Source organism: Ralstonia sp. 25mfcol4.1, from assembly GCF_900104095.1.
Lineage (GTDB): Bacteria > Pseudomonadota > Gammaproteobacteria > Burkholderiales > Burkholderiaceae > Cupriavidus.
Genome location: NZ_FNJO01000003.1, coordinates 388,956 through 401,351, shown reverse-complemented (window position 1 = coordinate 401,351; position 12,396 = coordinate 388,956). Strand labels below are relative to the sequence as shown.

Annotated in this window: 11 protein-coding genes; 2 read left to right on the top strand and 9 right to left on the bottom strand. The window is 68.5% G+C overall.

Features of this window, described 5'->3' with window-relative positions; genetic code table 11:
• Positions 1-31 precede the first annotated feature (31 nt).
• The 4 genes from BLQ58_RS07930 to BLQ58_RS07910 form a co-directional block, all read right to left on the bottom strand.
• Positions 32-1,198: a DUF3300 domain-containing protein gene (locus BLQ58_RS07930; RefSeq protein WP_092596081.1), complete on the bottom strand. Its 1,167-nt coding sequence runs from the start codon at positions 1,196-1,198 to the stop codon at positions 32-34.
• Positions 1,195-2,103, bottom strand: coding sequence for a DUF2950 domain-containing protein (locus tag BLQ58_RS07925; RefSeq protein WP_343655717.1), 909 nt, complete (start codon positions 2,101-2,103; stop codon positions 1,195-1,197). Before BLQ58_RS07925 ends, BLQ58_RS07930 begins: the two co-directional genes overlap by 4 nt.
• A gap of 26 nt (positions 2,104-2,129) precedes the next feature.
• Positions 2,130-2,507 carry a hypothetical protein gene (locus tag BLQ58_RS07920; RefSeq protein WP_139186076.1) on the bottom strand — a complete coding sequence of 126 codons (378 nt, stop codon included), beginning with the start codon at positions 2,505-2,507 and terminating at the stop codon, positions 2,130-2,132.
• A 505-nt stretch (positions 2,508-3,012) separates the two neighbouring features.
• Entirely contained in the window at positions 3,013-3,843 is an 831-nt protein-coding gene (locus BLQ58_RS07910) for an alpha/beta fold hydrolase (RefSeq protein WP_092596065.1), read from the bottom strand.
• 271 nt (positions 3,844-4,114) lie between these two features.
• On the opposite strand from BLQ58_RS07910, the gene BLQ58_RS07905 reads away from it, so the two are divergent.
• Positions 4,115-5,419, top strand: coding sequence for an MFS transporter (locus BLQ58_RS07905; protein ID WP_092596058.1), 1,305 nt, complete (start codon positions 4,115-4,117; stop codon positions 5,417-5,419).
• Between the two features lie 45 nt (positions 5,420-5,464).
• Here the strand turns inward: BLQ58_RS07905 and BLQ58_RS07900 are convergent, their stop codons facing one another.
• The 5 genes from BLQ58_RS07900 to BLQ58_RS07880 form a co-directional block, all read right to left on the bottom strand.
• On the bottom strand, positions 5,465-6,250 hold the full coding sequence (locus tag BLQ58_RS07900; RefSeq protein ID WP_092596055.1) for a DUF2894 domain-containing protein: 786 nt from the start codon (positions 6,248-6,250) through the stop codon (positions 5,465-5,467).
• Positions 6,243-6,908, bottom strand: a complete 666-nt coding sequence (locus BLQ58_RS07895; protein WP_092596054.1) for an OmpA family protein — start codon at positions 6,906-6,908, stop codon at positions 6,243-6,245. The genes BLQ58_RS07900 and BLQ58_RS07895 overlap by 8 nt, the downstream gene beginning before the upstream one ends.
• Positions 6,905-9,520 carry a DUF802 domain-containing protein gene (locus BLQ58_RS07890; protein WP_092596053.1) on the bottom strand — a complete coding sequence of 872 codons (2,616 nt, stop codon included), beginning with the start codon at positions 9,518-9,520 and terminating at the stop codon, positions 6,905-6,907. Before BLQ58_RS07890 ends, BLQ58_RS07895 begins: the two co-directional genes overlap by 4 nt.
• Positions 9,521-9,526: 6 nt before the next feature.
• Positions 9,527-10,225 carry a DUF3348 domain-containing protein gene (locus BLQ58_RS07885; protein WP_092596052.1) on the bottom strand — a complete coding sequence of 233 codons (699 nt, stop codon included), beginning with the start codon at positions 10,223-10,225 and terminating at the stop codon, positions 9,527-9,529.
• A gap of 272 nt (positions 10,226-10,497) precedes the next feature.
• Positions 10,498-11,226, bottom strand: coding sequence for an IclR family transcriptional regulator (locus tag BLQ58_RS07880; protein WP_092596051.1), 729 nt, complete (start codon positions 11,224-11,226; stop codon positions 10,498-10,500).
• Positions 11,227-11,449: 223 nt separating this feature from the next.
• Between BLQ58_RS07880 and BLQ58_RS07875 the strand changes: the two genes are divergently transcribed.
• Positions 11,450-12,373, top strand: coding sequence for a tripartite tricarboxylate transporter substrate binding protein (locus BLQ58_RS07875; RefSeq protein ID WP_092596050.1), 924 nt, complete (start codon positions 11,450-11,452; stop codon positions 12,371-12,373).
• Positions 12,374-12,396 lie beyond the last annotated feature (23 nt).

Sequence of the window (12,396 nt, the reverse complement as noted above, 5' to 3'; positions counted from 1 at the left end):
GCCGTCCCGCCGGCAGCCGCAGGGGGCTTGCCTAGCGCCGCCCACCCCGGCCGCCGCCGCCGAATCCACGCCCGCCGCCACCGCCTCCGCCCCGGAAGCCGCCGGCATTCCCACGATTCGAGCCTGAGCCGAGGCTCGCATTGCCGCGGTTCATGTCGCGTTGCATCTCGCCACGACCATTGCCGACCCCGTTGAACCCGCTGTCACGACCCGCAGAGCCGTCGCGACCCCGGAATCCGTTGCGGGTTTCCGCGCCGGGCGAACTACGTCCAAACTTCTCGCGCGACGCGCTATCGCGGTAGGCCACGCCCTGGCGATGGCGTGCGTCATGCTGCCAGCGGTCTCCGCTCAGCCTGCTGGAATCGAAGTTGCGATCGATGTTGCGGGCCTTGTGATGTTCGACGTGGACGTTGTTGTTGTTCCAGTCGCAATTGCCGAAGATCGCCGCCGCCGTGATCAGCCCCACGCCGAACGCGATGCCAGAGCCGTAGCCGGGATAGTAGGCGGGGTAGGGCGGCCAGTAGTAGTACGGATATGCGGGATAAGCCCACGGGCCGTACACGACGCCAGGGTCGTACGCCGGCACGTAGATGGTTTGCGGGTTGGCGGGCTCGATGATCACGACGCTCTGGCCCGCCGCCGTGGTCTGCGTGGTGACCGTTTGCTGGGCATTCGATTGCAGGTTGCCGGCCTGCCGTGCCTTCGCACGCAGCCGCTGGATGGCATCGAAGACATCCTTCTGCTGCGCCAGGAAGGCATCGCCCAGATTCTGCGTCCAGTCGATCTTGTCGTTCATCGGCTCCAGCACCTGCGGAAAGGCCAGCATCGACTTGACGCTGGCGTCCCACGGCTCGCTTTGCGCGGCCTGGATGGCGGCGTCGCCTTTCAGGTCCGGACGGGCTTTCAGCCAGCGGGCGGCCAGGACGATTTCCATGGGGTAGGTGGAAGCCATCAGCACCTGCGAGAGCAAGGTGTCCGGATACAGCGCGATCGGGGCTACCAGTGCCTCGATCTCCTCGGGCTTGTAGGCGACGCCGGCCGGCTTCTGCACGGCCGCCAGACGTGCCTGATCCAGTGACTGTGCCTGTGCAGCCGCCGGTGATTGCGCGGCGGCCGGGGCGCCCTTGGATGGTGGATTCGTCTGGCACCCCGCCAGCATCAGCGCGACGCAGCCCGTCGCGATGGCCATGCGCTTCATGGGGCTACCCGCCTCCAGCCCGGAGCTGGATCGAATGTCTGGATGCCGGATGCCTTCATGGCGGTTTGCGGGCCGAGATTGCGTTCGTAGACGACGCCGAGGTGGTTCACCATGAACGTCATCACGCCGGTGTCGCCATAGCGCACGGGCCAGGCGATCACCGCGAAGCCGCCGAAGAGCTTGCCGTCCACCACGTAGTTCATCGCGCCGGACTGGGCATGCTTGCCCTGTGCCGTGAGCAGCCTGAAGCGGTATCCGTTGTAGCCGTCCTCGCTCTGGTTCGGCCGGCTGGCATCGCTGAAGGCCTCGCCCAGCGGGCTCGGGGGCTCGTTGGGCCCGGTCGGCCAGTACAGGCCGTCGTGCCTGCCGGGCGAACTGGCCAGCTTGCTCGCGTAGACGTGGAGCGTTTCGCCGTCGTGCGTGGTCTCGGCATAGTCGTCCTGGGCGTCCCGGATGGCCAGCAGGGTTTGTATCGCGGCCAGTTCGTTGCGGCCGATGCGGCGCACACGCATTTCCTGCAGGCCGGCCTGGGTGTCGAATTGCCAGCCCGCCGTGCGTTTCACCAGCGGCACGGGCAGGGTCCAGCCGTCGTCGCCCACCACGATGAAAGCATGGCCATTGGCCGTTCGAACGGTGTGGGACACATTCCACGCGCGCACGAACGTCTCGCGGGCCGCGTCGCCCACGGGCGGGACGATGGCCCGGAAGTCGTCGCCGAGCATCTGCGTAAGCGCGGGCTGGTCGTCGGCCAGCACGGCCTGGCCGAACGCCAGCATGCCATCCTGGGCTGTGCCGAAATGCTGCTGGGCAAGCGCCGCCTGGGTCAGCAGGAAAAACAGCGTCGCCAGGCCCCACGAGCGCGGCGCACCCAGGCGCATCCGGAACGGACGCGGCCGCATTGTCATGGCATCGGTCCCTTTGCGCGCGGATGTCATCGTCCCATGCGCCGGTTGTAGGCGTTGTAGATGCGCTGCACCAGATCCGTGGCTTTCGGGTCTGGCGAGGCGAACTGGACATTGAGCGTGCCATCGGATTGCCTGCGGAACGCGGCACTGATCGTGGTGGTTCCCGCATGGCCCGTGATGGAGCCGGCTTGCCGGTCGGCGTTGATGTCGGCCACGCCCTCATCGTGAAACGCACGCACCGCGGCACTGAACGAGCGGTCAAACGTGGTCAGGGGTGCGCTGGCGAGCGTCACCGGAATGATGTTGGCACCGGCCGCGAGCGCGCCGCCCCCGCCCGGCAACAGTGACAGGAGAGCCAGCCCGACAAGGGGCCGCCACTGCCATGATCGTCCTAGCTTGTCCATGACGGCCTTGGTCTGCGCGATGCGGTTGGCGCGAGGGGTTGCCGCTGCCCGGCGTGCCGGCCCCACTTTTGCATGGGGTCTACCCCGCACAGGGTGCGGGGCATCGGCTGGAACGGGCGGCCGCGTTCCCGGCGGCCCGGCCGGACCGCCCGCCACTTCATTTTATGGCCGGGTGGACGGGGCGCAATGGCACTTTGGGGCAACCGCACCCCGCCGCGGGGCGGCGCGCCGGCTACCCCGATGTCATCCGGCCTTCAGTCCCGTGCGGGCCTTGAGCAACTCGCCGGCCAGGTGGGCGTGCTGACGGTGCCGGCGCGGCCGTACGACGGGCCGCCCGGTCGCGTCTGCGAGTCGGCCACCAGCCCCTTCAGGTTCCTTGCCTGCACGGAGGGATGGGTGATCGGGATCAGGGCGGCGACGCTGCCCCAGCGGATCGCCGCGCCGTGAACTGACGGCGCCGAGATCGACGGCCGCGCTGCGGCTGCGATCCCGGCACGCGAGGTGTTTAACCGCGCACAAACGCCAGCAGATCGGCATTGATCGTGTCGGCGTTGGTCGTGGGCATGCCGTGCGGAAATCCCGGATAGGTCTTCAGCGTTCCGTTCTTCAGCAGCTTGGCCGACAGCGGCGCCGAGTCGGCATAGGGAACGATCTGGTCGTCGTCGCCGTGCATGACCAGGACGGGGATCGTGGCGCGCTTCAGATCCTCGGTGAAATCGGTCTGCGAGAACGCCACGATGCCGTCGTAGTGCGCCTTGGCGCTGCCCATCATGCCCTGGCGCCACCAGTTGCGGATGACCCCTTCGGACGGTTTCGCGTTCGGGCGGTTGTAGCCGTAGAACGGTCCGGTAGGAATGTCGAGGTAGAACTGCGCACGATTGGCGGCAAGCTGCGCCTGGAAACCGTCGAAGACGTCCTTGGGAAGGCCGCCCGGGTTGCTTTCGGTCTTGACCATCAGCGGCGGCACCGCGCTGACAAGCACGGCCTTGGCGACGCGGTCCTCGCCATGGCGGGCAACGTAGTGGATGACCTCGCCGCCGCCCGTGGAGTGGCCGACGTGGACGGCCTTCTGCACGCCCAGATGTTTCACCACCGCCGCCACGTCATCGGCGTAGTGGTCCATGTCGTGGCCGTCCCAGACCTGGCTCGACCGGCCATGGCCGCGGCGGTCATGGGCCACGACCCGATAGCCGTGCGCCAGGAAGAACAGCATCTGCGCGTCCCAGTCATCGGCGCTAAGCGGCCAGCCGTGATGAAAGAAGATCACCTGAGCGTCGCGCGGTCCCCAGTCCTTGTAGAAGATATCAACGCCGTCCCTGGTTGTGACGTATCCCATGTTTCGCTTCTCCTGAGTGGTGCAGCCATCCGCATCGATGCGGGAATCCGGCGGGCCAGCGCTGGCAGGCCGTGGCCGGGCGGGGCCCGTCATGCAGGAATTGTCCGACGCATGGTTGGGGCCAGAAACCACTGTAGGATTGAAGCCCACATCAAGGTCAATCTTTTTCAGCTGGTGGGAACCGGGGATCGCCCCGACCGTTCCGATCCGCCGGATCGGTGCCCGTTTTCTTTCCTACACTTACTCCGGGCAGGCTCAGGCAGGTGCGACGATGCGGGCCGATTCTGGTCGTCAGGACGAGGCGGGCAGCGACCGAACTCTGGCGTATTTCGGATGGCTGACGTTGCTCGTCTACCTGGCGACGCCGGCCGGCGCCCTGGTCGACATCCAGACGTCGTACATACTCAAGAACGAACTGCAGGCGACGGCCACGCAGATTTCCACGTTCCGGCTGGTGACGGGCATCCCCGTCTACGTGGCGTTCGTGTTCGGGCTGGCGCGCGACCAGTGGAGCCCGTTCGGCATGCGCGATCGCGGCTATTTCCTCATCTTCGCGCCGGTGACGGCGCTCGCCTGCGTCTGGATGGCCCATTCGGGCTTTTCCTATCCGGGCCTGCTGGCGGGCACGCTGATGGCCATGCTGGCATTCCGCTTCGTGGCGGCGGCCTATCAGGGGTTGATCGCCCTGGTGGGCCAGGAAAAGCTGATGTCAGGCCGGCTGAGCGCGCTGTGGAACGTGATCAGCGCCGTGCCGGTGGTGGCAGGCGCCTTTGCGTCGGGCTACGTCTCCGACCATCTGGCCGCCCGGCAGGCCATCTACCTGGTGGCCGTCTTCAACCTGCTGATCGTCGCGCTGGCGCTCTGGAAGCCGCCATCGGTGTTCGGACAGCTCTATGACCGCAAGCAGGCCCGCGCCACCGACTTCGTTGGGAACATCAAACGGCTGGTCAGGCACAAGGCCGTCTATCCGGCGGTGCTGATCTGCTTCCTGTGGAACTTCGCGCCAGGTTCGGCCACGCCGTTGCAGTTCTACCTGACCAACGAGCTGCATGCGTCGGACTCCGTGTATTCGTACTACAACGGCATCTTTGCCGCCGCCTTCGTGCCGACCTTCCTGATCTACGGCTACCTGTGCAAGCGGGTCGCGCTGGGCAAGCTGCTGTGGTGGGGCACGATCATCGCCGTACCGCAGATGATTCCGCTGGCATTCATCCACTCGGCGGATCTGGCGCTGGTGCTGGCGGCGCCGACCGGCCTGATGGGGGGCATTGCCACCGCCGCCTACCTGGATCTGGCAATGCGATCCTGCCCGCCCGGCCTGCAGGGCACGCTGATGATGCTGGTGGATGGCGTGCTCGCGCTGTCCGGCCGTGCCGGCGACCTGCTGGGGTCGTGGATCTACAACAGCGCGCCGTCGCACGGATTCGTGTACTGCGTGATTGCCACCACGGCCGTGTACGCGCTGATCCTGGCGATCATCCCGTTCACGCCCAGGGCGTTGATTGCGACGCGGGATGGCGAGTCCGTCGCGGACGATCCGGCGTCCGCGCCGCCAGAGACCGGGAAGCCCGCCTGAGCGACGTCACCGGCGGGCCCGAGGGCGGTCCGGGCGGGCGACGGCTCAGGCCGTGCCGCCTCCCGACCTGGATGACCTGGCCCGCGCCTTGCGCGGGGCCGGTGCGCGCGGCGCGTCGCGGTCGGGCACGAGCGAGATGGCGTGCATGCCCTCCAGCCACGACAGCGCATCGACATACGAGAGGAACTGCTCCAGATAGCCGGGCGACACCTCGCGCATCAGCGACAGCGAGCGATGCACCAGGTGATTGGTGTTCAGCGGTCCGGCGTTTTCCGGCACACCGGCCTGCGAATCGCGCAACTGGCGATCGACGCTGACGCGCGCCCAGGTGTCGCGGAAATAGTCGGCCAGCGCCGGCTCGGCGTGGCGGGCGCGATGCCCGTTGCGGGCATCCGGCGTCCGGGGCGTGCCGGGTGCCTGGGACGCGGGCAGGGCGCCCCGGTGTGTGGCCGGATGCGCGTTCGGCGGGGCGTCCTCCGGAAGGGCGTCTTCCGGATGGGCGCCCTGGCCAAGCCGCGCCGTGAGGGCGGCCAGGTCGGAGCGTGTGTCGGCCCGCCGCAGCGACTTGCCGGACGCCGGCACTTCGGTCTGGACGCGTGACAACACATCGCCATAATCGGCAACCAGTGCCGCCAGCCGCTGCTCCAGCCGTCGCCGTGCCTCGCCATCGTAGGCGGACGCGCGCCGGGCCAGCGCCTCGATAAAGCGGAAGCGCACCGGGTCGGCGCGGTCGGCGCCACTGTCGCGCCAGCCGTCGATCCGGGCGCGGGCGTCGCGGCGGTCCTCGCGCGGGTCGGGACTTGGCGCGTCGTGCGATGCGTCGCTATGCATCGGGTTTGGGCTTGCCTGCCGTGGCCCCGGCACCCGCCGATATGCGCGGCACGGGCGCAATTTCCACGCGGCGGTTCTTCGCGCGGCTTTCTTCCGTGGCATTGGGCGCAACCGGCTGCTGCGATCCGAATGCCGCCGAGAACACCGACGCAGGCGGCACGCCCGCCTCGATCAGCGCACGGGTCACGGTCAGCGCGCGCTGGGCCGACAGTTCCAGGTTGTCGGCGAACCGCCGGTTACCTTCCCGGACCTGCTGGTCGTCGGTGAAGCCGCTCACCATCAGGATCTCGTCGCGTGCGCCCAGATAGGCCGACAGCGGCGCGGCCAGGCTCTTGAGCAGCGTGCGGCCCTCGGGCTGCAATTGGTCGGAGTTCAGCGCGAACAGCACGTTGCCGCTGATATTGATGCGGCCATCCTTGAGCGTGACGCGGCCGGCTGCAAGCGGCCCGGCCAGCGCCTGTTCCAGCGTCTGGCGCCGCTTCAGTTCCTCTTGCCGCTGCCTGACCTCGTTCTCCAGCCGCGCCGACAGTTCCATCTGCACGCCGATCACGCCCAGCAGGACCAGCACGAAGGCGCCCAGCATGACCGACATCAGGTCGCCGAACACCGCCCAGGCCGGGACGGTCGGCTCCACGCCGGCGTCGATATCGTCCGTCATGCCGCCTCGACCCCGGGCTGTTGCGCGGAAAACTGCTGCAGGTTCTCCAGGATCTGCTTCTGCGACAGCATGCTGAGGTCGACCACCTCACGGGCCTGCGCCACGTAGTAGGCCAGTTGTTCGTCGCTGCGGGTCATCGACCTGTCGAGCGCGGCCTCGATGCGCGCCAGGTGCTCGGCCAGCTTGTCGTTCGAGGCGCCGAACAGTTGCACCGCCGCGCCGAACGCTTCGCCCAGGCTCGCCACTTCCACGGCGCTGCCCGTGATCTGCGCGGCGATGCCGTCCAGCTTGCCAGTCTCCTGCGCCACCTGTTCGGTGAAGCGCGTGCCCACGCGTTCCAGCAAGTCGGCCGTGGTCGTGACCAGGCCATCCACCGCCGTGCGCTGTTCGGTGGAAGCGTGGTTCACGGCGTCGAGCAGCGTGCCCAGCGTCTCCAGCAGGCGGCCACGTTCCTCCAGCATCGCGTTGTCGCGCGCCATGCCGTCGGTCAGCTTCTGGCGCAGTTCGGCGATGACGTCGGCAGCCGCCTTGGGCGCCTCGGTTGCCACCTGGGCCAGGCGGGCCACCTCGGCGATGGTGCCGCTGGCCTGCTGCTGCGTATGCGTGGCGATGTCGCGGGCGGTCTGCGACAGGGCGTCGCGGATCTCGCGCTGGTGGTCGGCCGATGCGGCGCTGGCCTGCTGCCATTCGTCGCGCATGGTCGCGGCCATGGCGGCCAGCGTATCGCGCCAGACGGACAGGCGGGCTTCGTCGCGCGATGCCAGTTCGGCCTGCAGCGAGGACGCCGCCCGCAGCAGGCGGTTGATCTCGGCCACGGTGCCCGTGGCGTGGGTCTGGGCGTGCGTGGCGATGTCGCGGGCGGTCTGCGACAGGGCGTCGCGTATCTCGCGCTGGTGATCGGCCGATGCGGCGCTGGCCTGCTGCCATTCGTCTCGCATGGTCGCGGCCATGGCGGCCAGCGTGTCGCGCCAGGCGGACAGGCGGGCTTCGTCGCGCGATGCCAGTTCGGCCTGCAGCGAGGACGCCGCCTGCAGCAGGCGGTCGATCTCGGCCACGGTGCCGGTGGCGTGGGTATGGGCGTGCGTGGCGATGTCGTGGGCGGTCTGCGACAGGGCGTCGCGGATCTCGCGCTGGTGGTTGGCCGATGCGGCGCTGGCCTGCTGCCATTCGTCGCGCATGGTCGCGGCCATGGCGGCCAGCGTATCGCGCCAGGCGGACAGGCGGGCTTCGTCGCTCGCGACCAGTGCCGACTGGCGCGCTGTCTCCTGTGCGGCCAGCTTCGATTGCAGGTCGGCGTGCGACTGGCTGACCGTGCCGGCGATACCGGCGGCGTGCTGCGCGAAGGCCGCCGATGCGTCGGCCATGGCCTGGTGGCTGGCGCCGGTAATTGCGGCACCCGATTGCTCCAGGCGCGACAGCGCCGCATCCCACGTACGGGCCGCGTCGGCGTTGGCCGCGTCGAGACGGGTGCCGACTGCGTCCACCATTGCCGACGAGCGCGCCGTGAAAGCTTCCCCGAAGCCGTCCAGCGATGCCCGCAGGTCTGACGTCAGGGCCGTGTTCGCCTGCTGGTGCAGCGCCAGGGCCTGCTGCCAGGTATCGGTCACGGCGGCGGTCGTGGCCTCGAAGCGCGCGGACAGGCTGTGCAGGTGCTGCTGCACGGTCTGCGTGACGGTGTCGCGCACGGAGGCGGCTTCGTGGGCAAGGCCCGCCATCGTGGTGTCCACGGCGGGCTGGATGGCCGCGCTGGCGGCTCGCGCGCTGTCGGCAATGCCTTCCTTCAGCGACTGTCCCACGGTGTCGGCCAGCCGCGCATAGGCGGCGTCGGTGCGTGCGTGAAAGGCCTCCTGGTTGGCCGACAGGCGCTCGCCAAGCGCGTCGTTCTGGCGGGCCATCGCGGTGGTCATGGTGTCCAGTCGATCCACGAGCGCGGGCATCAGCTCGGCCTGCCGCTGCAGCAACGCATAGACGGCGTCATGCTGGTGATGGCGCGAATGCACGCGCAGCGTGGTGGCGATGCGTTCATCGAGCATTTGCGCCGCCTGCGCCCGCTCTCGGCGGACCAGCGCGGAAAGCAGGCCGAGCATGGCGGACGTGGCCACGCCCGCCACCGACGTGCCGAACGCGAAGCCCAGTCCCTTAACCGGAGCCGCCAGCGAGGCGCGGATGGCCTGCAGGTCTGCGGCGCTTTCCAGCGCCACGCCGGTGGTGCGCAGCGTGCCGACCATGCCGAGGAAGGTGCCGAGCATGCCCAGCAACACCAGCAGGCCCACCAGATACGGCGTCATGGCCGGGCCGGGCAGTGCCACGCGCTCACCTTCCACGCGCAGGCGCACGGCGTTGCGCAGGCTCGGATGCAGGCGGTCCAGCCACGCCGCAAGGCTGGCCGGCGGCGTGGCCAGGTCGGCCAGCGCGGCGGTCAGCGTGGGCGTGGCCTCGCGGTAGCGGCGCAGTTCCAGTGCGCCGCCCACATAGAAGCCGCCGATGATCAGCGTGACGGCCAGCGCCAGCGCATTCGTGCCAGCGTAGCCGGCACCGACCCAGCCGACGACGGCCAGACCCGCGAGGAAGACCGCCAGTGGTGCGGCAACGGTTGTGGAAGGTTTCTTCATGTCGATTCAGCTTTCGCGCAGGGCAGCGAGCAGCGCGTCCACCGGCTGGAAGCGGATCTCCAGCTCGGCCAGCAGCACACTCTGCATGTCCCTGCGAAATTCGTTGAGCCACGCGCCCTCGGCGCCGCGCAGCCGTGTGAAATGCGGTTCCAGCATCCCCGGCACGGCCGCCAGCACGGCCTGTTCGCGCGGGCCGAGCACCTGCTCCATGACGGTATCCAGCATGGCGAGCCGTCCCGCCGACGTCGTGCGCGCCGCCAGGGCCGTACGCAACCGCGCACGCAGCCCGGCGATCTCGTGTTCCATCTGCTGCTGCAGCGCCACGTAGCGCTGGCGATGCACGCCGAAATCGGTTTCGGCCGGATCGGGCGCGGCGGAGCGCGCCGGCATGCGGCGGCGGGTGTCGGCCGACGTGGCCTGCCCGGTGATCGCCGCGGTCAGCATGGCGCGCACATGGGTGCCGGCGGCGTCGCCAATGGCCACGGGCCTGCCGCTGCCCGCCCGCGCGGGTGCGCTGGACGGCGCTTCCGGCGGACTGCCATTGAGCGCGGCCGACAGCGCGATGGCGTCGGTCCAGCCAAGCCACCGGCTCATCACGGCAGACAGCGATGGCGGGGCGGCAGCGGCTCCGGCATCGGTCAGGCGAGCCAGCAGGCGAAGCAGTTTCGGGCCGCTGAGACCCGTGCGCTGTGGCACTTGCATCATGTCGGCTGGATGAAAAAAACGGGGAGTTTACACGGTCGGGGCCGGGTGGAGCCGTCAAATCAGGGAAGACGATGAAGATCGCCGGCTAACGGGCGGACTCGCCACCTCGCGCGGTCGCGGAGAAAGTCGGCCAGCACATCGACACCACGGCCCGATATTCGGTGCGGCGGCCGGGAATGGCGGGGAGCCATCGAGGACGTGCCCGTCAGCCAGCCTGGCGAACCGGAGCCATCCATTGCCGAAAGCCGCGGTCGAAGCTGGCGGCGCCGGCTTCAGTCGTGAGTGAAGTGGTCCGTGCCGTAGATCTTTTCGCACCAAGCCGGACTCGCGCCCAGCAGCCTTGACAGTTTGGTGGCAGCCACCAGCTGCACGCGGGCGATCTCGGTACGGTCCGCCGCCTCCAGGCGCGAGGCCGGGCCGGAAAGCGCGAGCGCGGCGATGAACTTGTCGCCGGCGCCGAACAGCGGCGTGGCGAAAGCCGCGGTGTAGATATCGCGCACCCCGGCGGTGAACCACGGCAGCGGCTCGTCGCGCCGGGCCGACTCGTCTTCCTTGCCCCAGTACTTGAGCACCGATGCGATCGCCGTGTCGTCGAGCGGCAGGATGGTGCCCGGCAGGCGCGTCTCGCGCAGGCCTTCGCTTGGCTCGGCGCGATACGGGCACATGCGGTGCTCGTCGCCGTGCAGTACGTAGTACGACGCGCTTTCGCGGGTGGCCAGCGCCAGTTCCTGCAACACCGGTTCGATGACCGAACCGAGCTGGAACGATTGCTCGTACAGCTTGCCCAGGTAGAGCACACGCGGCCCCAGCGCATAGCGCCCATCGGCCGTGCGCACCACATAGCTCATCCGCTCCAGCGAATTCAGCAGACGAAACACCGTCGTCTTGTGCATGCCCGACGTGCTGGAAAGCTGCGCCAGCGACTGGATTTCGGCGCCCAGGCGGAAGCAGTCCAGCAAACCAAGCGCCTTTTCGACGGCGGCTACCCCGTGGTTACTCATCTTCTGATCCGGTCCGTATTTTTGGCGATTGTACTGTGTACAACGCCGTTTTGCATCGTACCGGGTAAACGCCAAGTGGAGCCGCGCCTTTTACGAACTATAGTTATCTCAAATTTATGAAACGACGTTGTACAGAGTACAACGCAGCAAGCAGCGGAGACAAACCATGCATCAAGTCCGGTCCCCCCGATCCTTCCGATCGCTTTTCGTCGCGGCATTTGCGATGACGGCGATGTCCGCGCACGCGGCCTGGCCCGACGACCGGCCCATCGAGGTCTACGTCGGCTTTGCCGCCGGCGGCGGCACGGACCTGCTGGCGCGCGCCATGGCGCCGTACCTGCAGAAGCATCTGGGCGGCAAGGCCCGCATCGTGGTGGTGAACAAGCCGGGCGCCTCGGGCGAGATCGCCTACTCGGCGCTGGCGCGGGCGGCGGCCGATGGCTACACGATCGGCATCGTATCGACGCCTTCGCTGCTGACGATTCCGATCCAGCGCAAGCCCAAGTACGACCCGGCCGGCATCGTGCCACTGGCGCGCGTGATCGACGATCCGGCCATGTTCGTGGTGGCCGGCGACAGCAAGCTGGGGTCGCTGGCCGATCTGGTGAAGCAGCTCAAGGGCAACCCCGAAGGGTTGTCGATGGGCAGCAACGGTATCGGCACCAATGGCCATATGGCCGCGCTGGCCCTGCAGCAGGCGACTGGCGCGCGCGTCAACCACATTCCGTTCGCCGGCACGTCGCAGACCAAGACGAGCCTGCTGGGCCACCACATCGACGTGATGGCCATGAGCACGACCGAATTCACCGAGGCTGACCGTGCGTCGAAGGACGTGAAGGTGCTGGCGCAACTGGGCGACGAGCGCCGCCCCGGCCTGGTGGCCGACGTGCCGACGGCCCGCGAACAGAAGCTCGACATCACGATTTCGTCCGAGCGTGGCTTCGCGGCGCCGCGTGGCCTGCCGCCGGAGATCGCCAGGCGTCTGCAGGACGCCATCGAGGCCACGACGAAAGACCCCGAATTCCTGGCCCGCGCCGTCAACGAGGCGCGCGGCATCTCCTACCTGTCCGGCGCGGCGTGGACCCAGCACATGGCCACGCAGCGCGGCAAGTTCGAAAGCCTGTGGAAGCTCGCTTCCACCAGGTAAGCCCCCTGAGCTGGACCCCTTGT